Here is a 22,481-nt window from a genome sequence, read left to right as displayed (position 1 = left end):
CTCATACTGGTACTGACACCACCAGCCGGAGGAGGAGCCGTGCCGCCGTCCGCCCGCCGGGAGCTGGCGGAGTTCCTCCTCTCCCGCCGCCGCCAGGTCGACCCCCGCGCGGTCGGCCTGCCGGCCGCCGGCGCCCGCCGCACCCCCGGGCTGCGGCGGGAGGAGGTCGCGATGCTGTCCGGCGTCAGCCACACCTGGTACACGTGGCTGGAGCAGGGCCGCGACATCCGGCCCTCCCGCCAGGTGGTCGACGCCCTGGCCCGCACGCTCCGGCTGTCCCCGGCCGAGCACGAGTACGTGCTCCGGCTGAGCGGGCACGGCGCCGGGGCGCCCTGGGCCGCGGCGCGGGGCATGCCGCCGCACGTGCAGCGGCTGGTGGACGCGCTGGGCCCCTCCCCCGCCTACGTCATCACCGCGAGCTGGTCGATCGTCGGCTGGAACGCCGCCTACGAGCGGCTATACCCGGGCGTGGCCACCGTGCCGGCGGCCGACCGGAACCTGCTGTGGCTGGTCTTCACCGACCCCGCCGTCCGGGACCTGCTCGGGGACTGGACGACCGACAGCCGGCGGTTCCTCACCCAGTTCCGCGCCGAGGTCGGTCCGCGGCTGGCCGACCGCGAGGTCGTCGACCTCGTGGCCCGGCTCGAGGCGGCCAGCGGGCACTTCCGCGCCGGGTGGGCGAGCCACGACGTCGACCGGTTCAGCTCCGGCCAGCGCCGGTTCACCCACCCGGAGGTCGGTGAGCTGCTGCTCGAGCACCACCAGCTCACGCCCGCCGACGCCCCGCACCTGCAGCTGGTCGTCTACACCGCCGCGGCCGGCAGCGACGCCGCCGGCAAGCTGGCGCGGCTGAGCGCCTGAGCCGGTCTGGGAGGATCGGCAGACGTGGCTGCTCGCATGCGGATGGGCCGGACGGCGCTGCTCCCGGTGCTCGTGCTGTTCCTCTGCGCGGTTCCGCTGGCCTTCGCCGCGCCCTGGACGCCGGTGCTCCTGCTCGTGCCCCTGCTCGCCGGGGCCTGGGTGCTCCGCGTCGGCGTCGACGTCGACGACGGCGGGATCACCGCCCGCTCCCTGGCCGGCGCGCGGCGGGTGCCGTGGCCGGAGTTGGCCGGCATCCGCGTCGGCACACGGGGCGCGCTCTGGCTGGTCACCACCGCCGGCACCGAGGTGCGGCTGCCGGTGCTGCGCGCCCGGGACCTGCCCCGGCTGGCCGCGCTCTCCGGCGGGCGGATCCCCGACCCGGCCTGAGGGGGCTCAGTAGGCGTCGACGACGTTGACCAGCGGCCGGCCGGCGAGCACGCGGGTCAGCTGGTCGACCACCGCGGCCGCTGCCCGCTCGTTGGTCCCCGGCACCATCCCGGCGACGTGCGGGGTGAGCAGCAGACCGGGCGCCGACCACAGCGGGTGCCCCTCGGGCAGCGGTTCGGGGTCGGTGACGTCCAGCGCCGCCCGCAGCCGGCCCGCCTGCAGCTCGGCCAGCAGGGCCGCGGTGTCCACGACGACACCGCGGGCGGCGTTGACCAGCAGCGCACCGTCCGGCATCGCGGCGAGGAAGCCGGCGTCCACCAGGCCGGTGGTCTCGGGGGTCACCGGCACGACGACCACGACGACGTCGGCGGAGGGCAGCAGCCGCGGCAGGTCGGCCACCGCCGACACGCCGGTCCGCGCGGTGCGGGCGACGTGGGTGAGCTGCACGCCGAACGGCGCCATCATCGCGCCGACGGTGCGCCCGATGTCGCCCGCCCCGACGACGAGGACGCGGGCGCCGTGCAGGGAGGAGTACGTCCGCGGGACCCAGCGCCCGGCCGCCTGCGAACGCACCAGGTCGGGGATGCCGCGCTGCGCGGCCAGGACGGCGGTCAGCACCCACTCGGCGGTGGCCGGTGTGTGCGCGCCCCGGGCGTTGCACAGGACGACGCCGTCGGGCAGCCGGCCGGCGAAGCGCTCCGCGCCGGCGCTGAGCAGCTGCACGAGCCGCAATCGGGGCAGCGCCTCGAGGAACCCCGCGCGCGGCCCGGTGCCGCCGCCGGGCACCCACACCTGCGCCTGCGCGGCCGCACCGGAGGGCGGGCCGTCCTCCGGCGGGACGCGGTGCGCCCGGACCCGCGGCGAGACGGCCTCGACCGCGGTCGCCAGCGCGGTGGAGGGGACCAGGACGTGCAGGGTCTCGTCATGGCCCACGACGGAGGCGCCGGTGATCTCGGGGGGCACGGGCCGACCGTAGGCCCCCTCCCAGACTCCGCACGTACTGTGCTGGGGGTGAGGCGGCGCGGGCGGCGGACGGGCGCGGCGACCGGCGCACTCCTGCTCGGCGTCCTCCTCGCCGGCTGCGGCGAGGACGGCTACGAGCCCGCGGGCCCGTTCCGCCCGGTGCCCGAGGACCCGCCGCCGCAGGTCGGCCCGCCCACGGAGTCGGGCCGGCCGCCGGCCCCCGGCGACCCGGCCGACCCGAACTCCGGCGAGGACGGCGGCGACCCCAACGTCGTGGCCTCCGGTCTCACCGTGCCGACCGGCCTGGTCGTGCTGCCCGACGGGACCGCGGTCGTCGGCGAGCGGGACAGCGGCCGGCTGCTGCAGGTGTTCCCCGACCGCTCCCCCGCCGTGGAGCTGATGACCGTGCCCGGCATCGACACCGCCGGCGACGGCGGCCTGCTGGGCCTGGCGCTCTCGCCGACCTTCGACGAGGACGGGCTGTTCTACGCCTACGTCTCCACCGCGACCGACAACCGGGTGGTGCGCTTCCCCCTGGGCAGCACTCCCAACCCGGTGTTCACCGGCATCCCGCGCGGCGAGGTGCACAACGGCGGCGGGCTGGTGTTCGGCCCGGACGGCACCCTGTACGTCGGCACCGGGGACACCGGGAACCCGGCCCTCGCCCAGGACCCCGCCTCCCTGGCGGGCAAGGTGCTGCACGTCGACGTCTTCGGCCAGCCCGTCGGCGCGGGGCCGGTGCACAGCCGCGGCCACAGCGACGTGACCGCGCTGTGCCCGGCCGGCGACGAGGCGCTGTTCGCCACCGACGAGGCGTCCCAGGGCGCCGACGCGCTGGACCGGGTGGTCGCCGGTGGCGACTCCGGCCCCCGCGGCACCGCCCCGGTGGTCGAGATCCCCGGGGAGCTCGGGGGTCTGGGCGGCTGCGCGGTCTCCGGCCGGACGGTGTTCCTCGGCGCGATGGACGGCCGGCGGGTGCACGTCGTCCAGCTGGACGGCAGCGGCGTCCCGACCGGCGAGCCCACCGAGTTCCTCACCGACCGCTACGGCCGGCTGCGCACCGTCGTCCAGGACGGCGACGGCGCACTGTGGATCACCACCTCGAACCGGGACGGCCTCGGCACCCCGGTCGAGGAGGACGACCGCGTGCTGCGGATCCTGGCGCCCGCCGGCTCGGCGGACTCCCCGCTCTGACGCCGCGCGCTCGGTGACCGGCCGGTCCCCGCGGGTACCGGCCGGACTCAGCCGGCGAGGACGCGCTCCTCGAGCATCCGCTTCACCGTCGCGGCGTCGGCCTTGCCGCGGGTGGCCTTCATGACCGCGCCGACGAGCGCCCCGAGCGCCTGCACCTTGCCGCCCTGCACCTTGGCGACGACGTCCGGCGCCCCGGCGATCGCGGCCTCGACCGCGGCGACCAGCTCGTCGGACTCCCCCAGGACCGCCAGTCCGCGGGCCTGGACGACCTGCCGCGGGTCGCCCTCACCGGCGAGCACGCCGTCCAGCGCCTGCCGGGCGAGCTGGTCGTTGACCGTGCCGTCGGCGACGAGGGCGGTGAGCTCGGCGACCTGCCGCGGCGTCACGGCCAGCTGGGTGAGCTCGACGCCGGCGTCGTTGGCGCGGCGGGCCAGCTCCCCCAGCCACCACTTGCGCGCGTCCGCGGGCGTCGCGCCGGCGGCGACGGTGGCGTCGACGAGGTCCACGGCACCGGCGTTGGCGATCCAGGCCATCTCGGTGGCCGACAGGCCCCACTCCTGCGACAGCCGGGTCCGGCGGGCGGCGGGCAGCTCGGGCAGGCCGGCCCGCAGCTTCTCCACCCACTCGGCGTCCGGCGCGACCGGGACCAGGTCGGGCTCGGGGAAGTACCGGTAGTCGGTGGCCTCCTCCTTGCTCCGCCCGGGCGAGGTGCTGCCGGTGTCCTCGTGGAAGTGCCGGGTCTCCTGCAGCACCCGACCGCCGCCGTCCAGGACGGCGGCCTGCCGGCGCATCTCGTAGCGCACCGAGCGCTCCACCGAGCGCAGCGAGTTGACGTTCTTGGTCTCGGTGCGGGTGCCCCACTCGAGGCTGCCGATCGGCGCCAGCGAGGTGTTGACGTCGCAGCGCAGGCTGCCCTGCTCCATCCGGACGTCGGAGGCGCCCAGGGTCTGGATGATGTCGCGCAGCTCGGTGACGTAGGCGCGGGCCACCTCGGGGGCCTTCGCGCCGGTGCCGGGGATCGGCCGGGTGACGATCTCGACCAGCGGGATGCCGGCCCGGTTGAAGTCGACCAGGGAGTGGTCGGCGCCGTGGATGCGCCCGGTGGCGCCGCCGACGTGCAGGTTCTTGCCGGTGTCCTCCTCCAGGTGCACCCGCTCGATCTCCACCCGGTGGATCTCGCCGTCGACCTCGACGTCGAGGTGGCCCGCGGTGCACAGCGGCTCGTCGTACTGGCTGGTCTGGAAGCCCTTGGGGATGTCCGGGTAGAAGTAGTTCTTCCGGGCGAAGCGGCACCAGGAGGCGATCCGGCAGCCCAGCGCCAGCCCGATGCGGATGGTCGCCTCGATCGCGGCGGCGTTGGCCACCGGCAGGGAGCCGGGCAGGCCCAGGCAGACCGGGCAGGTCTGGGTGTTGGGCGGGGCGCCGAAGGTGGTCGCGCAGCCGCAGAACATCTTCGACGCGGTGCCCAGCTCGACGTGGGTCTCCAGGCCGATGACCGGCTCGTAGCGGGTGAGGAGCTCGTCGTAGTCGACGAGGGTGTCGCTCATGAGGGGTTGCCCTCCTTCGGGCCGGTGCGGCCGGAGAACCAGGCGCCGGCGGCGGTCAGCAGGCCCAGGACGATGAAGACGGCGAAGACCGCCTCGCCGGTCACGATCCAGCCGATCAGGCCGACGAGGACGACGAACGCGGTGAGGGCCCAGGCGGCCTTGAGTGCCCCGGTCACTCCGCACCCGCCGGGGTGCCGAGGTCGTCGAGGAACCGGTGCCCGCGGGCGGCGTCCAGCGCGGCCTCGACGGCGGCGGCGACCCGGTAGCAGCGGTCGTCGGCCAGCGCCGGCGCCATCACCTGGAAGCCGACCGGCAGGCCGTCGGACAGCCCGCACGGCACCGAGATGGCCGGCAGCCCGGCGAGGCTGGCCGGCAGCGTGCACAGGTCGGCGGCGTACATCGCCAGCGGGTCGTCCACCCGGGCGCCGATCGGCCAGGCCACGGTCGGGCTCGTCGGGCTGACCAGGACGTCGACGTCGTCCCAGGCGGCGGTGAAGTCGCGGGTGATCAGCGTCCGGACCTTCTGCGCCTGCCCGTAGTAGGCGTCGTAGTAGCCCGCCGACAGCGCGTAGGTGCCCAGGATGATGCGGCGCTTGACCTCCGGCCCGAAGCCCTGCTCGCGGGTCAGCGACATGACCTCCTCGAGGGAGCGGCTGCCGTCGTCGCCGGCGCGCAGCCCGAAGCGCATGCCCTCGAAGCGGGCCAGGTTGGACGACGCCTCGCTGGGCGCGATCAGGTAGTAGGCCGGCAGCGCCAGGTCGAACGACGGGCAGGAGACCTCGCGCACGTCGGCGCCCATGCGCTCCAGCAGCGCCACCGTCTCCCCTACCCGGGCCAGGACGCCGTCCTCGTAGCCGTCGGTGTGCCCGTCCCCGCCCAGCTCGTGGACCACGCCGACGCGCAGCCCGGCCAGCTCGCCGCGGGCGCCCTCGGTCGCGGCCTTCACCAGCACCGGGACCGGGGCGTCGATGCTGGTGGAGTCGCGGGGGTCGTGCCCGCCGATCGCCTCGTGCAGGACGGCGGCGTCGAGGACGGTGCGCGCCATCGGGCCGGCCTGGTCCAGGCTCGAGGAGAACGCGATGAGGCCGTAGCGGGACACCGAGCCGTAGGTGGGCTTGTGCCCCACCAGGCCGGTGACCGCGGCCGGCTGGCGGATGGAGCCGCCGGTGTCGGTGCCCAGCGCCCACGGCGCGAGACCGCCGGCGACCGCCGCGGAGGAGCCGCCCGACGAGCCGCCGGGGATGCGGTCGGGGTCCCAGGGGTTGCGGGTCGGGCGGTACGCGGAGTTCTCGGTGGAGGAGCCCATCGCGAACTCGTCCATGTTCGTCTTGCCGAGCAGCACCGTGCCGGCGTCCTTGAGCCGCGCGGCGACGGTGGCGTCGTACGGCGGCCTCCAGCCCTCGAGGATCTTCGAGCCGCTCGTGGTGGGCACGCCCTCGGTCACGAAGACGTCCTTGAGGGCGACCGGCACCCCGGCCAGCGGGCCCAGCTCCTCGCCCTTCGCGCGGGCGGCGTCGATCTCGGCCGCGCGGGCGAGCGCGGCCTCGGCGTCCACGTGCAGGTAGGCGCCCACGACGCCGTCGTCGGCGGCGATGCGGTCCAGGTAGGCCTGGGTCACCTCCACCGAGCCGACCTCGCCGGCGGTCAGGCGGCGGCCGATCTCGACGGCGTCCAGGCCGGTCAGGTCCTCCACGGAGCGAGTCACTCCTCCTCCCCCAGGATCTGCGGCACGCGGAAGCGGTCGTCCTCCGCGGCCGGGGCCTGGGCGAGGACGACGTCCCGAGGCAGGCTCGGGGTGACGACGTCGGGGCGCGTGACGTTGGTCAGCGGCACCGCGTGGGTCATCGGCGGGACGTCCTCGGCCTGGGCCTTGCCGACCTGCGCCACCGCGTCGAGCACCGCCGACAGCTGCCCCGCGAAGGAGTCGAGCTCCTCGTCGCTGAGGGACAGCCGGGCCAGCCGGGCCAGGTGGGCGACGTCGTCGCGCCCGAGTCCGACGGTGGCCGTGCGGGTCTCGGGTTCCTTCGGGGACGGGGTGCTCATGTCTGGGCGGGGCTCCACTTCGGCGGCTCTCGGTGGTGGGCGTCCACCACGTCTGCAACCCAGCCACTGTACGTGGAGCCCACGAGGCCCCGGTCCGGAGGCGCAGGCCGCACCCGGCCTCACCGGGGGTGCTCGACCCGCCACGGGTGGATGCGGGAAACTGGTGTCGCCCGCGATCGACGGAGATCGGCCCGTACCTCGACCCGGAGGACCCGTGTCCTATCTCCTGCGGCTGGTCGTCCCCGACCGCCCCGGCACCCTCGGGGCGGTCGCCACCGCCCTCGGCACCGTCGGCGTGGACATCGTCTCGGTGGACGTGCTCGAACGCGGCCTCGGGGTCGCCGTCGACGACATCGTGGTCGACCTGCCCGCCGACCGGCTCCCCGACAGCCTCATCACCGCCGCGCAGGCGGTCGAGGGGGTGCGGGTGGAGTCGCTGCGCCCGTTCGCCGGTCCGCTGGACACGCACCGCGAGCTGGAGCTGCTGGAGTCCCTGGCCCGGGCCGCCGCGCCCGGACCCCCCACGCTCGCGGTCAAGCTGCTCGCCGCGGAGCTGCCCCGGGTGTTCCACAGCGGCTGGGCCGCCGTCCTGCAGGGCCGGGACGGCGAGCCGTGCGAGGTGCTGGCCGCCTCCGATGCCGCCCCTACGTTCGACGGCATGGTGCTGCCCTGGCTCCCGCTGCCCACGCCGCGACTCTTGCCCAGCGAGGACGAGTGGCTGCCGGAGCGGTGGCGGGAGATGGCCATCGAGATGATGGCCGTCCCCTTCGGTGGCTCCGGGACGGCCGTCGTGCTCGGCCGCTCCGGTGGGCCGGCCTACCGCCGTTCGGAGTTGCTGCGCCTCGTGCACCTCACCGGGATCGCGGCCAGCGTCGCCCACCTCCCTCCGGCCTGAGTCTGGGCCGCAGCGCGCGTCCACTCGGCCGCTGTCACGGAGCGCGCCGGGACGTCGCATGACCGGCCGACTGCTCGGTGGCCGCGGGCGGCCATCGCGGTCGCCGGGACCGGCGGATCGCCTGCTGTCCGGTCCCGGCCCCGGCCTGACACCGGCTCGCTCGCGGGGGCGATCGCGCCTCTGACCACGGCTTTCGAGGCCGGAACGTCTTGCCTGCGGCCTCGTTCGAACGTATGATCGAACGCATGGCGGCGGGGGTGGCACCGGGGCTGGACGAGCCCGGCCGCCCGCCTGCCACCGCTGCGCCTTCGGTGGGGTGGGCGGCGGGGCCGTTGGGTGCGGTGCAGGCCGCGGATCGGGAGATCGCCCGGCAGATGGCGATACGCGCCCGGGCGGTGGCGGCGTTCGCCGCCACGCGGCCCGCCTCGGGTGACCGGGCGCCGGGGCAGCCCGGGGCGATGAGCGCCGAGCGCTGGGCGGCCCGCCCGGAGGTGCTGCGGTCGGTGAGTGAGTGGGCCACCCCCGAGCTGTCGATCGCCTGCAACCTCAGCGTCCAGGCCGCCGAGGAGCTGCTGGAACGCTCGCTGATCCTGGTGCACCGGCTGCCGGCCACGCTGGCCGCGCTGGAGGCCGGAAGGCTGCACGCCGGGCACCTGTGGCACCTGCTGGACAAGGTCGCCCCGATCGACGATCCGCGGCTGCGCGCGCAGGTCGAGGCCGAGCTGCTGGCCTGGCTCGCCCGGCGGACCACGGTGACCACCCCGGCGCAGCTGGGCGACAAGGCCCGCCGCGTGCTCGCCCGCCGCGACGCCCGCGCCGCCGCCGGCCGGCTGGCCGCCGCGCTGCGCGAGCGCGGCGTGCACCTGCGCTCCGACCGCGCCGAGGGGATGGCCGCCCTCACCGTGGTGTGCACGATGCCCGAAGCACAGGCGCTGTACCGGGCGCTGGGCGCCTGCGCCGACGCCCTGCCCGCCATCCCCGGCGAGGCGCGGACCCGCGGGCAGCAGCTGGTGGACTGCCTGCTGGACCTGGTGCTGCGCCCCGGGCAGAGCGAACTGCCGCCGGTGCAGGTGCTGCTCACCGTGGTCGCCTCGCTGGGCACGCTGCTCGGCGGCGACACCCCGGGTGAGGTCGAGGGGCAGGTGGTGCCGGCGGAGATGATCCGCCGGCTGCTGCACGCCCTCACCGGCCACCACCCCGCCGACGCCGATCACCCCGCCGCGGCGGAGCCCGCGGCCACCGCGCCGGACGGGGACGCCGGGGACGTTCCCTGGCAGCAGGCCGAGCAGGCCGAACTGGAACGCTGGTGGGCCGAGATGGAACGTCGGGTGCTCACCGACGAGCTCGGCCCCGGCCCCGATCCGGGACCGGACCCCACGTGCCGGCCACCGGATGCCGCCGATCTTCCCGACGTCGCGGGCGGCAGCGCGGTCGACGCCCGGGCTGCCGCCTGGCCGCGAACCGACACCCTCGCGCCGGACGACCCAACCCCGGACGGCTGCTCCGCGCCCGGTGCCGGCTGGTGGGCATCCGCCGACCGCGCCGTGCACGACGCGGGCGAGGCGGTGCACGCCGCGGCGCAGGCGTTGGGCCGGGCCCGCCGGCTGGTCCGCATCGCGCAGGCCGCCGATGTCGCCGACGAGACCACCTGGCGGGCCGGCCCGCACGGCCGGATCGACGCCGCACCCGACGCGCTCACCGCGCTGGCCGCGGCCACCACCACCCAACGCGACCAGCTGGCCGACCTGCTCACCGCCACCGCCGGCGGCGGACTGGCCGACCGCCCCCGCCTGGCCCTCACCGACGCCCTCACCGGCGCCCTGCGCGCGCTCACCGACCTGCCCACCCTGCAGCGCACCGCGTCCTGCGGCGCTCCCGCCTGCCGCCGCTCCCCCACCGACTGCACCACGACCTCACCGGCCGCCCCGGCCTGGGCGCCCCGGCACCCACCGCCGACTACCGGCCCGGCGCCGCCCTCGACCGGTTCCTCCGCGCCCGCGACCGCCGCTGCCGCTTCCCCGGCTGCCGCCGCCCGGTGCCCCGCCGCGGCGAACTGGACCACCACCGGCCCTGGCCCGCCGGCCCCACCAGCGCGGCCAACCTCACCGGCTACTGCACCACCGACCACCGCGGCAAACACCAGGCCCCCGGCTGGCACCACCACCTCACCCCCGACGGCACCCTCACCGTCACCACCCCCACCGGGCTGACCGCGACCACCACCCCACCGCCCTACTGAGACCACGCCGGGGCGGCACAGCACCCCGGCGCTGGGCTGCCCGTCGCCCCTGCCCCCGCACGACGGAGCTCCCCCCGCCAGACCACGCCGCCCCACGAACGGGTGGCGCCGCCGGCGGCTCGCCAAACCGGTGGCGGCCCGGGCGGAGCAGCCGCCACAGTGCGCGGATGCCCGTCGACCACTTCGCCGGAGCCGTCGCGGCCCGCTACGACGACGACAGCGCGGAGATGTCCGACCCCGCCGTGGTCGGTCCCGCGGTGGACCTGCTCGCCGAACTGGCGGGCGACCGGTCCGCCCTGGAACTGGGCATCGGCACCGGCCGCATCGCGCTCCCCCTCCAGGCCCGCGGGGTCCGCGTCCACGGCATCGACCTGTCCCCCGACATGGTGGCGCGGCTGCGCGCCAAGCCCGGGGGCGAGCAGATCCCCGTCACCGTCGGCGACTTCGCCTGCACCTCGGTCGGCCGCACGTTCGGACTCGTCTACCTGGTCTTCAACACGATCATGAACCTGACCACGCAGAACGAGCAGGTCGCCTGCTTCCAGAACGCCGCGCGACACCTCGCGCCCGGGGGCCGGTTCGTCGTCGAGGTCGGCGTCCCCGACCTGCAGCGCCTCCCGCCCGGTGAGACGGTCCGGCCGTTCACGGTGTCAGCGACGCGGCTGGGCCTCGACGAGTACGACGTCGCCACGCAGCGGCTGACCTCCCACCACTACGCGGTCGAGGCCGGGCGGGTCTCCGCCCGCTCCATCCCGTTCCGGTACGTGTGGCCGGCCGAGCTCGACCTGATGGCCCGGCTGGCCGGGATGGTCCCCGTGTCCCGCTGGGCCGGCTGGGACCGCCGGCCCTTCACCGGCGACAGCCGCACGCACGTCTCGGTGTGGCAGCGGCCGGCGTAGCACCGCCGGCACGGCTCACTCCCCGCCGGCTCACTCCGCCGCCGGCCCGCTCCCGTCGCCGATGGTGGCCACCGCGCGGGCCGCGTCCGGCCCCTCCTCCAGCAGCACCCGGAAGCCGTCGTCGTCCAGGACCGGGGCCTTGACCTGCACCGCCTTGTCGTACTTGCTGCCCGGGTCGGCGCCCACGACGACGAAGCCGGTCTTCTTGCTCACCGAGCCGGTCACCTTGCCGCCGCGCTCCTGGATCGCCACGACCGCCTCGTCCCGGCTGTGGTCCCGCAACGAACCGGTGACGACGACGGTCACGCCGGTCAGCGGGCCCGGGCCGGCGTCCTCGCCCTCGTCGGCCATGCGCACCCCGGCAGCCCGCCACTTCTCGACCACCTCGCGGTGCCAGTCGACGGCGAACCAGTCCACGACCGACCGGGCGATCGTCGGACCCACGCCCTCGGCGGCGGCCAGCTCCTCCTCGGATGCCTCGGCGATGCGGTCGAGAGACCGGAAGTCGCGCGCCAGGGCCTGGGCGGCGGTCGGGCCGACGTGGCGGATGGAGAGCGCGACGAGCACCCGCCACAGCGGGACGTCCTTGCGGGTCTGCAGGTTGGCCAGCAGCTTGCGGCCGTTGGCCGACAGGGCGCCGTCCTTCTTGGTGAAAAAGGCGGTGCGGCACAGCGCCTCCTCGTCGAGGGAGAAGACGTCGCCCTCGTCCTGCAGGAGCGAGCTCTCCAGGAGCGCGATGGCCGCCTCGTAGCCGAGCACCTCGATGTCGAAGGCCCCGCGCCCGGCGACGTGGAACACCCGCTCCCGCAGCTGCGCGGGACACGACCGCGCGTTGGGGCAGCGGATGTCGGCGTCCCCCTCCTTCTCCGGCCGCAGCTCGGTGCCGCACTCGGGGCACTGCGACGGCATGACGAACTCGCGCTCGTCCCCGGTGCGGGCCGCGGCCACCGGGCCCAGGACCTCGGGGATCACGTCGCCGGCCTTGCGGATGACGACCGTGTCGCCGATCAGCACGCCCTTGCGCTTGACCTCGCTCGCGTTGTGCAGGGTGGCCAGCTGCACGGTCGACCCGGCGACCTTCACCGGCTCCATGTAGGCGAACGGCGTCACCCGGCCGGTGCGGCCGACGTTGACCCGGATGTCGAGGAGCTTGGTCGTGGCCTCCTCGGGCGGGTACTTGAACGCGATCGCCCAGCGCGGGGCGCGCGAGGTCGAGCCCAGCCGCCGCTGCAGCGCGATCTGGTCGACCTTGACGACGACGCCGTCGATCTCGTGCTCCACCGAGTGCCGCTGCTCGCGGTAGCGCTCGATGTAGGCCCACACGCCCTCGAGGTCCCCGACGACCTCGTAGCGGTCGCTCACCGGCAGACCCAGCGCGCGCAGCTGCTCGTAGGCGGCCGACTGGCGCTCCAGGGTGACCCCCTCCCGCGCGCCCAGGCCGTGCACCACCAGCCGCAGCGGGCGGGAGGCGGTGATCCGCGGGTCCTTCTGCCGCAGCGACCCGGCGGCGGCGTTGCGCGGGTTGGCGAACGGCGCCTTGCCGGCCTCGACCATGCCGGCGTTGACGTCGGCGAACGCGGCCACCGGGAAGTAGATCTCGCCGCGCACCTCCAGCAGCGGCGGGACGTCGTCCCCGGTCAGCTGCTGCGGGACGTCGTTCATCGTCCGGACGTTGGCGGTGACGTCCTCCCCCGTCGTCCCGTCACCGCGGGTGGCCGCGCGGACCAGCCGGCCCTGCTCGTAGAGCAGCGCGACCGCCACACCGTCCACCTTGAGCTCGCACAGGTAGGCGGCGGCGGTGCCGACCTCGCGCTCGACCCGCGCGGCCCAGGCGGACAGCTCGTCGCTGCTGAACGCGTTGTCCAGGCTCTGCATCCGCTCCCGGTGCTGGACCGGCGCGAACGTCGCGGTGAACCCGCCGTTGACCTTCTGGCTGGGCGAGTCCGGCGTGACCAGGGCGGGGTGCTCGGCCTCGATGCCCTTGAGCTCGCCCATGAGCTCGTCGTACTGGGCGTCGCTGACCAGCGGCGCGTCCTGCACGTAGTAGGCGAAGGCGTAGCGGTCGAGCTCTTCGGAGAGGTCCCGGTGGCGGGTGCGAGCCTCGTCGGGGACCTCGGTGAGGTCCTCCCGATCGGTGGCGGCAGCGATCTCCGGGGCGTCGAGTTCGGCGGCGTCCGTGCTCACAGCGAAACGGTATCCGGCGGGTGTGACGACGAACCGGCACGTCACCCGGTCGGTGTCGGCACCTCCGGCCGCTGGTCGCCGGGAGCCGGCTCCCGGCGCGGCGGACGGACGTCCCACAGCGAGCCCAGGGCGAGGAGCACGCTCACCCAGCCCAGCACGTCGGCCCACCAGCCGAGGCCGTCGACGGCGAGCAGCCCGACCGCGCACAGGGCGAAGACCAGTGCCGCGGCGGCCTGCGCAGCGCGGTACCAGCCCGGCCGGGTCCAGCTCAGGCGCGCCCATCGGTCCACCCACGTGCCACTCCCCCGGGGCGCGGCGTAGTCGCCGCGGAGGGCCGCGCGCAGCCCGCTGGCCATCCCGAGGCCGTCGACTCGATCGGCCGGGACGTCCTGCCCGTCCAGCAGGGCGGGGACGACCGCAGGGAGCTCGAGCAGCGCGACGAACCGGTCGAGCACCTCGGCCGGCTCGCCCTCGTCGGCCAGGACGTCGGCGACGGCGGACAGCGGCCGGCCGGTCGCCTCGGCGAGCAGCCGCGGGTCCCCGGAGGACACCCCCCAGCGGTGCCGGTCGACCTCACGGCCACCGCGCAGGAGCACGTACTCCAGGTCGGCGAGGTCGCGGCGCAGGACGATCCCCACCGTCTGGAACCCCGCGGCGCCGGCGAGCGTGACCGCCCGGTCGAGCGCGGTGCCGATCCCGTCGGGGACGACGGCGGTCCACTCCTCGCCGCCGACCACACGGAGGCTGTCCCGGGAGACGGCGACGGTCTCGCGGACCCGGTGCACGGGCGCGCGCACCACGAGGACGCCGTCGTCGTCGCTGTCGTCGTCCGCGACCTGCAGCTCCGCGGGAACGGCCGCGCGCACCATCGCCAGCGCCTCCTCCCCGTCCCGCCAGTCGGCTGCCACGAGGAGGACGTCGAGCCCGGCCCGCCCGACCAGGGTCCAGGCCCGGGACCCGCAGCGCACCAGTCCCACGACCTCGGGCCAGCGGACCGTCGCCTGCCCGCCCTCGCCCAGGGAGAGGCTCAGGCCGTCCTCGCCGACGACGAGCACCGCACCCCTCGGCACGGCGGACCCGCGGCGCGGCGGGAACGCGCGGCCGGCCACCACGTCGGCCGACCCCTCGGGCAGCCGCGGCAGGCCGGCCGGCGGTTCCGCACCACCGGGCAGGCCGAGCACGGCGGCCCCGCGCAGGGCGGCCGCTGCCGCCCGGACCTCCTCGGACGTCACCGCGTCGGCCTGGGCACGCAGCGTCGCGGCGGTCATGACGGGCAGGCCGCCGACCGCCGACCGCGCCGCCCCGGCCGCGGTCTCCGCCCCCGATCGGGGGTCCGCCAGGAAGGCCGCGAGGCGATCGCGCTCCCGGTGGAGCTCCTCCGGCCGCGGTCCCTCGGTGGCGAGCCGGTCCAGCTCCCGCCACACGAGCCGGGCGGCGACGGTCTCCTGGCCCGCCCGGGCGTCGGTGACGAGGCCGGCGAAGTCGGTCCAGGCGTCGACCACGAGCCGGTCGGCCGCCACGGTGTAGGCCACGCCGCGCCGGTGACGGAGCTCCTCCTCGACCCGCTCCCGGAGCACCGCGAGCGTGGTGCCCAGCGCGGGCGTCGTCGGGACCTCCGCCCCGACGGCGACGGAGCCGTCGAACGGGAGCTCGGTCCAGGCCGGGGTCGGCAGCTCGCGCCGGTGCTGGGCCGGACGCTCCGGCCGGGGGCCGTCGGCGAGCGGGAGGACGAGGTCCTCCGGCACGGGCCCGGACAGCCAGAGCGCGGCGTTGCCCCGGACGAACCAGTCGCGCGCCCAGCTGCGCACGTCCTCGGCGGTCAGCGACCGGAGGGCGGGCTCGCGCATGGCCGCCAGCCCGAGGCCGGCCGATCCGTACCGCTGGCCCAGCAGCGCGGCGGTGGCCGGGAGGGTCGTCGTCCCCGCCTCGGTGCGGAGGACGCCGGCCTCGACGGCCAGCCGGTCGGTGGGCGGGTCGGCGAGCGCGGCGCAGACCCCGCGCAGGAAGGCCGCGACCTGCTCCGGGGACCCCGTGGCGGTGAACTCGGTGACCGAGAGGCCGACGGAGGCGTTGGCGTCGAGGGTGGTCCGCGGCAGCGCGCTCATCGCCAGGTGCTCGACGAGGTGGGTCAGGCCACCGCGCACGAACGACTCGTCCCGGCGGCCCACGGCGAAGACCAGGCCGGCGGAGAGGGGCGCCGGACCGTCGGCCACGAAGGCGGGGATCCCGTCGATGGTGAGCTCACGCACCGCGGCAGCGTAGGAGCCGACCCCGTCGGAGACGACCTGCCGCGCCTACGGGCTGCCACCGAGGGGGCACGCTCAGTCCGGCAGGAGGTACCTCGCCGCCTCGCGGACGGCGGTCATCGCCGTGCGGGCGTAGCCGGGGGTGGCACCGGCCAGGCCGCAGGCCGGGGTGAGCGTGACGGCGGTGTGCAGCTGCTCGCCCGGGAAACCCAGCTCCCGCCACCAGGCCTGCAGCCGCGACGCGATCGCCTGGGGCGCAGGTAGGGCCGCGTCGGTCCCCGGGACGACGCCGGGCAGCAGGTGCGTGCCGGCGTCCACGGCCGTGCCGATCGCGTCGAGGTCCTGCACCAGCCCGAGGTCGAAGGAGACCCCGGCCGCGCCGGCGGCCCGGAACAGCTCCAGCGGCGCCCGGTTCGCACAGCAGTGCACGACCACGGGCACGCCGAGCGCACCGACGACCGCGGCCAGCTCCTGCTGCACGACGGGCGCCTCGACGGCCGGCAGCTTCCCGAAGCCGCTGGCCGTGGGCAGCGCGCCCTGCAGGACGGCGGGCAGCGACGGCTCGTCCAGCTGGACCACGACCTGCGCCCCGGGCACCCGCGCGGTCACCGCCGCGACGTGCGCGGCCAGCCCCTCGGCCAGCGACTGGGCGAGGTCCCGGCGGGCGCCGGGGTCGACGACGGCCCGGTCGCCGCGCGGGCGCTCCAGCCCGGCGGCCAGCGTCCACGGTCCGGCGGCCTGCAGCTTGAACGGCCCGGCGTAGGACCCGGCCACCTCGTGCAGCGCGTCCAGGTCCCGGGCGAGGAACTCCTGGGCCCGCCGCTGGTCGATGCCGGCGCGGGGAACCAGCCGCCACCCCGCCGGGGTGAGGTCGACGGCGAGGTCGACGAGCAGCGCGGCGCTGCGCCCCAGCAGGTCGGCGCCGGCACCGCGGCCGGGGAGCTCGGGCAGGTGCGGGAAGTCCGGCAGCTCACCGGTCACCGTGCGCAGCGCCTCGGCGGGGTCGGCGCCGGGGAGGGAGCCGACGCCGGTCGCCGGCCCCCACGGGTACGGGGTCGGCGCGGCGTGCTCGCCGGTGGACGGGTCGACCGGCGCTGCGGGGTCGATCGGCGGGGCCACGGGAGCGACGGTAGTCGGCGGGGACGACGGGAGCCCGCCGCCCCCGCTCGACGCCCGGGTCAGCAGGTCGGCGTGGTGACGGGGATCGCGTGGTCCCCGGGAGGCGGGGTCAGCGGGGAGTTCGCGGTCAGGTACGCCACCGCGGTGTCGACGTCCACCGGCCCGGTGACCGGGTCGGTGCCGGCGGCGAAGGCGGTGAAGCTGTCGCCGCCGGTGGCGAGGAAGGAGTTCACCGCCACCCGGTAGGCCGCCGCCGGGTCCACCGGGGTGCCGCCGATCCGGATCGAGCAGTCGAACACCCGGTCGCCCTCGGCCCGGGCCGGGTCGTACTCGTAGCTGAACCCGTCGGAGGTAGACAGCAGCAGGGTGCTCGACCGGGCCGCCGTCGGGAACTGCTGCTCGAGCACGTCGTCGATGCCGGCACCCGTCAGCGTCAGGGTGTTGACCGTGTTGCTGAACGGCTGCACGTCGAACAGCTCGCGGTAGGTGACCTCCCCGGCCGCGACGTCGGTGCGCAGGCCGCCGGGGTTCATGAACGCGACGACGGGGGCGCCGAGCTCCGGCACCGCCTGCGCACCGGCCAGCTGCGCGTTGGCCACGAAGGTGCCGAGCACGGACTCGTCGTCGCGGACGATGGTGCCGTCTGGCGCTCGGGCGCGCAGCAGGTCGCCGGTGACCGTGCCGACGACGACGTCCCCGGCCTCGGCAGCGCGGGCGTTCCAGTGGTCGACGATCGCCTGCACGGCCGGGTCGGCGGCCTCCCGCGTGACCGGGACGTTGGTCGCCGCGTACGTCGCCGTCCGGTCGACGTCCCCGGTCCGGCCGTCGAGGGTCAGCCGGATGTCGGTGACCAGCCGGCCGTAGAACCCGGCCTGCGTCACCAGCCGTGGCTCGCCCCCGGCGACGGGCAGCCGGCAGTTGTGTGCCTGGTGGGTGTGCGCGCTGACGATGAGGTCGACGGCGGGGTCGACCGCGTCGTTGATCTCCAGGATCGGGCCGGTCAGGGCGTCGCAGCCGTTGGGGTCCAGCGCCGCGGGGCCGGTGGCCTCGCCGCCCTCGTGGATGAGGACGCCGATCGCCTCGATGCCGAGCCGCTGCAGGCGCGGCACCCACCGGTTGACCGCCTCGGCCTCGTCGGTGAACTCGACGTCCTGGACGCCGGTCGGTGCCACGATCGTCGGGGTGGTCTCGGTGACCACGCCGATCAGCGCGACGCGCTGGCCGGTCGGCGTCTCGAACACCTGGAACGGCGGCAGCATCGGGTCCCCGGTCGCCCGGTCGAGCACGTTGGCCGCCAGGTACGGGAAGTCGGTGCCGGTGAAGGCGTGCTCGCCCTCGCCGAAGCAGCCGTCGACGCCCGGGGTGATGCCCTCGCAGGCGGTCACGTCGTCCGACCAGGTCCCGTCGGTGGCCGCGGAGATCCGCCGCAGCTCGTCGGTGCCGCGGTCGAACTCGTGGTTGCCGACCGCGGAGACGTCCAGGCCCATGGCGTTGAGGACCTCGACGGTCGGCTCGTCCTTGAACACGCTGGACTCGAACGGCGAGGCGCTGACCAGGTCGCCGGCGCCGACGAACCACGAGGCGGCGTCCGCGCCGTGCTCCTGCTGGAACGCGGCCTCGAGGCGCTGCACGGTGGCGGCCACGTGCGCCGAACCGCCGACCTCGGTGACGACGTCGTCGGTGGCGCCCGCCGCGTCCTCGCCGTAGACGCCGTCCGGGCCCGGCGCGGTGACCAGCTCGCTGTCCCCGCCGGTGGTCAGGGAGATCCGGCCGTGGAAGTCGTTCATGGCCAGCAGCTGGACCGGGACGGCGCCGTCGCCGGGCTGGGCGGCCGCCGGTCCGGCGGCGGCCACGCCGGACGCCACGAGGGCGGCGGTGGCCAGGCCGACGGCCAGCGGGCGGGTGCGGACGGGCGGCGTTCGGCGCATGGGTCCCCCAGGTGCGCGCGGGCGCCGGGCCCGTGGCAGCCCGGCGGCGGTCGGCCGGGCGGCGGATGTCCTACTCGCCGGCCCGGCTGCTCCGCACGCTAGCCGCGCGGGAGGGGGCCCGCGAGGCGGTCCCGATGTCGTCGCCGCCCCGATGCCTCCGCGTTCCGCGGACGTCGTCGCCGCGTCACCGGGTCAGGCGCGGGCGGTGCCGAGCACGGTGCCCTGACCCAGGACCAGGTCGCCGCGCTCGGCGTCCGGCGCGTAGAGCACCGCCGACTGGCCGGGGGCCACGCCCCGCTGCGCGTCGGCGAGCGCGAGCCGCAGGCCGCCGTCCTCCCCCGCCCTCACCTCGCACGCGACGGGGGTGCCGTGCGCGCGCAGCTGCACCTCGGCGCGCACCGGCAGCCGCGGCGCGGAGCCGGTCCAGGTGGGCAGGGCGGTGCGCACCTCGGAGACGCCGGCCAGGTCGGCGGTGCCGATGGTGACCGTCCGGCTGACCGGCTCGATGCCCAACACGAACCGGGGCCGGGAGTCGCCGACCGCGACGCCCAGGCCGCGACGCTGCCCGACGGTGAAGCCGTAGGCGCCCGCGTGCTCCCCCACCGTCGCGCCGGTCGCCGCGTCCACCACCGGGCCGGGCTGCTCGCCCAGCCGCCGGGCGAGGAAGCCGCGGGTGTCGCCGTCGGGGATGAAGCAGATGTCGTGCGAGTCGGCCTTGGTGGCGACGGCGAAGCCCCGCTCGGCCGCGATCTCGCGCACTCGCTGCTTGGTCATCGACCCGAGCGGGAAGACGGCGCCGGACAGCTGCTCGGCCGTGAGGACGGCGAGCACGTAGGACTGGTCCTTGCCGGCGTCCACCGACCGGCGCAGCTGACCGTCCGCCAGCCGCGCGTGGTGGCCGGTGACGACCGCGTCGAAGCCCAGCGCCTGCGCCCGGTCGAGCACGGCGGCGAACTTGATCCGCTCGTTGCAGCGCAGGCAGGGGTTGGGGGTGCGGCCGGCGGCGTACTCGGCGACGAAGTCCTCGACGACGTCCTCGGTGAACCGCTCGGCGAGGTCCCAGACGTAGAACGGGATACCCAGCTCGTCGGCGACCCGGCGGGCGTCGTGGGCGTCCTCGACGCTGCAGCACCCGCGCGCGCCGCTGCGCAGGGTCTGCCGGTCCGGGGAGAGCGCCAGGTGCACGCCGGTGACGTCGTGCCCCGCGTCGACGGCCAGCGCCGCGGCGACCGCCGAGTCCACGCCCCCGCTCATCGCGGCGAGCAGCCGCACTAGCGGTCCCCCCGCCCGAGACCCGCGCGGCGCGCCCGCTCCACGACCGGTCCGATCACGTCGAGGACGGCGTCGACGTCGGCGTCCCCCGACGTGTGCCCGAGGGAGAACCGCAGCGAGCTGCGCGCCCGGTCGGTGTCGGCGCCCACGGCCAGCAGCACGTGGCTGGGCCGCGCGACGCCGGCGCTGCACGCGGACCCCGTCGAGCACTCCACCCCGCGGGCGTCGAGCAGCATCAGCAGCGCGTCGCCCTCGGCGCCGGGGAAGGACAGGTGCGCGTTGCCCGGCAGCCGCCCCGGCCCACCGGCCACCACGTCGTCCAGCGGCGGGCCGTTGAGCTGGACGTCGGGCACCTGCGCCATGACCCCGGCGACCAGCCGGTCGCGCAGCGCCCTCAGCCGGGCCACCCGGTCCTCGCGGGTGGTCACGGCCGCGGTGGTCGCGACCTGGAGCCCGACGATCGCGGCGACGTCGAGCGTGCCTGAGCGCACGTCGCGCTCCTGGCCGCCGCCGTGCAGCAGCGGCGTGCACTCGGCGTCCCGGCGCAGCAGCAGGACGCCGGCCCCCATCGGGCCGCCGAGCTTGTGGCCGGTCATCGTCAGCGCGTCGACGCCGCTGGCGCCGAAGTCCACCGGCACCTGGCCGACCGCCTGCACCGCGTCGGTGTGCAGCGGCACCCCGACGGCGTGGGCGACCTCGGCCAGGGCGGCCAGGTCGCTGACCGTGCCGATCTCGTTGTTGGCCCACATGACGCTGACCAGGGCGACGTCCGTGCCCTCGCCGAGGGCCGCCGCCAGCGCCTGCGGGGTGACCCGGCCGGTCGGCTCCACCGGCAGCCAGGTGACGTCGGCCCCGTCGTGCTTGGCCAGCCACTCGACGCTGTCGAGGACGGCGTGGTGCTCGGCCGGGCTGACCACGATCCGCCGGCGGCGCGAGTCGGCGTCCCGCCGGGCCCAGAACAGCCCCTTGACCGCGAGGTTGTCGCTCTCGGTGCCGCCGCCGGTGAACAGCACCTCCGACGGCCGGGCGCCCAGCGCCTCGGCCAGCCGCTCGCGCGACTGCTCGGCCACGCGGCGCGCGGCGCGGCCGCTCGCGTGCAGTGACGAGGGGTTGCCCACGCGGGCCAGCTGCTCGGTCATCGCAGCCAGCACCTCGGGGAGCACCGGCGTGGTCGCCGCGTGGTCCAGGTAGGCACTCATGACGCCGCCAATGTAGTCGCGGGCACCGGGTCATCCTCCGCTCCGGCCGGTGCGGCCGCCCGCGGGGCGACGAGCGACCCGACCACGGCCAACCCGCCGAGGACGACGGCGGCGAGGGCGACCGCACCGGCCAGCGGGAGCAGCGACGCCGCGGCCGCCGCGACCAGCACGCCCACCAGGCCGACGCACAGCGCCGAGCCGGTGACGTCGGCGATCTGGAAGGCAGCGGAGTCCGCACCGCGGCGGTGCTCGGGCGACTGCTCCAGCAGGAGGACGCCGACACTCGGCATGCCCAGCCCCATGCCCAGGCCGGCCACCGCCCAGGTCAGGTAGGCCGGCCACCCGCCCAGCCCGGGGACGGCGACGAGCGCGCTGCCGACGACGCCGGCGGCCAGCAGGACGAAGCCGATCCGCAGCAGGAACGCGCGCGACCAGGCGGGGTTGCGGCCCTGCAGCTGCGAGGCGGTCGCCCAGCCGACCGCGCCGGCGGTCAGCGGGATGCCGGCCGCGGTGGGGCTGTAGCCGTGCAGCTGGGTCAGCGCGAGCGGCAGCAGGACGTCCATGCCGAAGAAGGCGCCGGCCAGCAGCCCCCGGGAGGCGACGACGGCCGGCAGCCCGGCGCGCGCCCGGGCCACGCCGCCCGGCAGCAGCCGGCGCAGGCCGGCGGTCAGCGCCACGAGCCCGCCGGCCGCGATCCCGACGGCCGGCCCGTCCAGCCGCTGGCCGGCCACCTGCAGGGCGGCGATGCCCAGACCGGCCAGGCCGGCCCACCCGGTCCGCGCGGGCCGCCACCGACCGCCGGACGCCGCCGGCGGGGTCAGCCCGCGCAGCGCCGGCAGCACCAGCAGCAGGCTCACCCCGACCAGCGGGAGCAGGCCCAGGAACACCCAGCGCCAGCTCGCGTGCGTGGTCACCAGCCCGGCGACGAGCGGGCCGACCAGCGCGGGCAGCACCCAGGCCGCGGAGATGGCCCCGAACAGCCGCGGCCGCAGCGGCCCCTCGTAGGCCTGCCCGGCCACCACGTACAGCGAGACGGCGATCAGCCCGCCGCCGAGGCCCTGGAAGGCCCGCGCGGCGACGAACAGCAGCATGTCGCCGGCCAGGCCCGCCGCGAGCAACCCGGCCGCGAAGACCGTGACCCCGGCCAGCAGCGCCGTCCGGGGACCGCGCCGGTCCCCCAGGTCGCCGCCGACCACCATCCCGACGACCGAGGCGACCAGGTAGGCGCTGAACGGCCAGCCGTACCAGGCCAGCCCGTCGAGCTCGGCGACCGCGGTCGGCATCGCCGTCCCGACCGCCATGGCCTCGAACGCGATGAAGGTGACCAGCAGGAGCAGCCCCGCGGTGGGCAGCCGGTGCCGCCGGTCGAAGATGCCCGCGCCCACGTCCACCTCCCCGCCAACCGCCGCACCCGGCGGCACCTTCCCGGACACGCGCCGAGCGCCGGCCCCGTCGGACGGGGCCGGCGCTCGGCGTGGCCCCGTCGCGAGGCTCGCGCCGCGCGG

The 22,481-nt window shown here is 76.5% G+C and carries 18 protein-coding genes; 6 read left to right on the top strand and 12 right to left on the bottom strand.

What is annotated here, in order from left to right:
- Nucleotides 1–39: 39 nt before the first annotated feature.
- Nucleotides 40–861, top strand: a complete 822-nt coding sequence (locus PGN05_RS05325) for a helix-turn-helix transcriptional regulator (protein WP_419751487.1) — start codon at nucleotides 40–42, stop codon at nucleotides 859–861.
- Between the two features lie 24 nt (nucleotides 862–885).
- Nucleotides 886–1,248, top strand: a complete 363-nt coding sequence (locus PGN05_RS05320; RefSeq protein WP_419751486.1) for a PH domain-containing protein — start codon at nucleotides 886–888, stop codon at nucleotides 1,246–1,248.
- Between the two features lie 6 nt (nucleotides 1,249–1,254).
- On the opposite strand, the gene PGN05_RS05315 is transcribed toward PGN05_RS05320, so the two are convergent.
- On the bottom strand, nucleotides 1,255–2,211 hold the full coding sequence (locus PGN05_RS05315; RefSeq protein WP_419751485.1) for a 2-hydroxyacid dehydrogenase: 957 nt from the start codon (nucleotides 2,209–2,211) through the stop codon (nucleotides 1,255–1,257).
- A gap of 48 nt (nucleotides 2,212–2,259) precedes the next feature.
- Between PGN05_RS05315 and PGN05_RS05310 the strand changes: the two genes are divergently transcribed.
- On the top strand, nucleotides 2,260–3,405 hold the full coding sequence (locus PGN05_RS05310; RefSeq protein ID WP_419751484.1) for a PQQ-dependent sugar dehydrogenase: 1,146 nt from the start codon (nucleotides 2,260–2,262) through the stop codon (nucleotides 3,403–3,405).
- 47 nt (nucleotides 3,406–3,452) lie between these two features.
- Here PGN05_RS05310 and gatB read toward each other — a convergent pair whose 3' ends face one another.
- Genes gatB through gatC form a run of 4 tightly spaced genes read right to left on the bottom strand, consistent with a single transcriptional unit; the run spans nucleotide 3,453 to nucleotide 6,995 of the window.
- Complete coding sequence (gene gatB / locus PGN05_RS05305; RefSeq protein WP_419751483.1) at nucleotides 3,453–4,952, bottom strand: Asp-tRNA(Asn)/Glu-tRNA(Gln) amidotransferase subunit GatB; 1,500 nt, start codon at nucleotides 4,950–4,952, stop codon at nucleotides 3,453–3,455.
- The gene (locus PGN05_RS05300; protein WP_419751482.1) at nucleotides 4,949–5,128 is read right to left on the bottom strand and encodes a hypothetical protein; all 180 of its coding nucleotides are present in this window, start codon (nucleotides 5,126–5,128) and stop codon (nucleotides 4,949–4,951) included. Before PGN05_RS05300 ends, gatB begins: the two co-directional genes overlap by 4 nt.
- Entirely contained in the window at nucleotides 5,125–6,645 is a 1,521-nt protein-coding gene (gatA, locus tag PGN05_RS05295; protein ID WP_419751495.1) for an Asp-tRNA(Asn)/Glu-tRNA(Gln) amidotransferase subunit GatA, read from the bottom strand. The genes PGN05_RS05300 and gatA overlap by 4 nt, the downstream gene beginning before the upstream one ends.
- An 8-nt stretch (nucleotides 6,646–6,653) precedes the next feature.
- Nucleotides 6,654–6,995 carry an Asp-tRNA(Asn)/Glu-tRNA(Gln) amidotransferase subunit GatC gene (gene gatC, locus PGN05_RS05290; RefSeq protein ID WP_419751481.1) on the bottom strand — a complete coding sequence of 114 codons (342 nt, stop codon included), beginning with the start codon at nucleotides 6,993–6,995 and terminating at the stop codon, nucleotides 6,654–6,656.
- A 214-nt stretch (nucleotides 6,996–7,209) separates the two neighbouring features.
- Here gatC and PGN05_RS05285 point away from each other — a divergent pair, with 214 nt between their 5' ends.
- The 3 genes from PGN05_RS05285 (at nucleotide 7,210) to PGN05_RS05275 (ending at nucleotide 11,028) form a co-directional block, all read left to right on the top strand.
- Nucleotides 7,210–7,890, top strand: a complete 681-nt coding sequence (locus PGN05_RS05285) for an ACT domain-containing protein (RefSeq protein ID WP_419751480.1) — start codon at nucleotides 7,210–7,212, stop codon at nucleotides 7,888–7,890.
- 374 nt (nucleotides 7,891–8,264) lie between these two features.
- Nucleotides 8,265–10,100 (top strand): DUF222 domain-containing protein, encoded by a 1,836-nt coding sequence (locus PGN05_RS05280; protein ID WP_419751479.1) that lies wholly within the window; start codon nucleotides 8,265–8,267, stop codon nucleotides 10,098–10,100.
- Between the two features lie 196 nt (nucleotides 10,101–10,296).
- Nucleotides 10,297–11,028 carry a class I SAM-dependent DNA methyltransferase gene (locus PGN05_RS05275; protein ID WP_419751478.1) on the top strand — a complete coding sequence of 244 codons (732 nt, stop codon included), beginning with the start codon at nucleotides 10,297–10,299 and terminating at the stop codon, nucleotides 11,026–11,028.
- A 30-nt stretch (nucleotides 11,029–11,058) separates the two neighbouring features.
- On the opposite strand, the gene ligA is transcribed toward PGN05_RS05275, so the two are convergent.
- The 7 genes from ligA to PGN05_RS05240 form a co-directional block, all read right to left on the bottom strand.
- Complete coding sequence (gene ligA / locus PGN05_RS05270) at nucleotides 11,059–13,212, bottom strand: NAD-dependent DNA ligase LigA (RefSeq protein ID WP_419751477.1); 2,154 nt, start codon at nucleotides 13,210–13,212, stop codon at nucleotides 11,059–11,061.
- 41 nt (nucleotides 13,213–13,253) lie between these two features.
- Nucleotides 13,254–15,461, bottom strand: coding sequence for a hypothetical protein (locus PGN05_RS05265; protein WP_419751476.1), 2,208 nt, complete (start codon nucleotides 15,459–15,461; stop codon nucleotides 13,254–13,256).
- 72 nt (nucleotides 15,462–15,533) lie between these two features.
- Nucleotides 15,534–16,577 (bottom strand): methionine synthase, encoded by a 1,044-nt coding sequence (locus PGN05_RS05260; RefSeq protein WP_419751475.1) that lies wholly within the window; start codon nucleotides 16,575–16,577, stop codon nucleotides 15,534–15,536.
- A 59-nt stretch (nucleotides 16,578–16,636) separates the two neighbouring features.
- Nucleotides 16,637–18,505, bottom strand: coding sequence for a bifunctional metallophosphatase/5'-nucleotidase (locus PGN05_RS05255; protein WP_419751474.1), 1,869 nt, complete (start codon nucleotides 18,503–18,505; stop codon nucleotides 16,637–16,639).
- A 192-nt stretch (nucleotides 18,506–18,697) separates the two neighbouring features.
- Nucleotides 18,698–19,777, bottom strand: a complete 1,080-nt coding sequence (gene mnmA, locus PGN05_RS05250; protein WP_419751473.1) for a tRNA 2-thiouridine(34) synthase MnmA — start codon at nucleotides 19,775–19,777, stop codon at nucleotides 18,698–18,700.
- On the bottom strand, nucleotides 19,777–20,976 hold the full coding sequence (locus tag PGN05_RS05245) for a cysteine desulfurase family protein (protein WP_419751472.1): 1,200 nt from the start codon (nucleotides 20,974–20,976) through the stop codon (nucleotides 19,777–19,779). Before PGN05_RS05245 ends, mnmA begins: the two co-directional genes overlap by 1 nt.
- Nucleotides 20,973–22,361 (bottom strand): MFS transporter, encoded by a 1,389-nt coding sequence (locus PGN05_RS05240; protein ID WP_419751471.1) that lies wholly within the window; start codon nucleotides 22,359–22,361, stop codon nucleotides 20,973–20,975. The genes PGN05_RS05245 and PGN05_RS05240 overlap by 4 nt, the downstream gene beginning before the upstream one ends.
- Nucleotides 22,362–22,481 lie beyond the last annotated feature (120 nt).

Source organism: Geodermatophilus sp. CPCC 206100 (assembly GCF_048569675.1).
Taxonomy (GTDB): Bacteria; Actinomycetota; Actinomycetes; order Mycobacteriales; family Geodermatophilaceae; genus Geodermatophilus.
This window is presented reverse-complemented; position numbering and strand designations above follow the sequence as displayed.

Coding starts and splice junctions, on each gene's coding strand:
- PGN05_RS05245 (WP_419751472.1), bottom strand. CDS start 20,976: ATGAGTGCCTACCTGGACCACGCGGCGACCACGCCGGTGCTCCCCGAG.
- PGN05_RS05280 (WP_419751479.1), top strand. CDS start 8,265: ATGGCGATACGCGCCCGGGCGGTGGCGGCGTTCGCCGCCACGCGGCCC.
- PGN05_RS05255 (WP_419751474.1), bottom strand. CDS start 18,505: ATGCGCCGAACGCCGCCCGTCCGCACCCGCCCGCTGGCCGTCGGCCTG.
- gatB (WP_419751483.1), bottom strand. CDS start 4,952: ATGAGCGACACCCTCGTCGACTACGACGAGCTCCTCACCCGCTACGAG.
- PGN05_RS05275 (WP_419751478.1), top strand. CDS start 10,297: ATGCCCGTCGACCACTTCGCCGGAGCCGTCGCGGCCCGCTACGACGAC.
- gatC (WP_419751481.1), bottom strand. CDS start 6,995: ATGAGCACCCCGTCCCCGAAGGAACCCGAGACCCGCACGGCCACCGTC.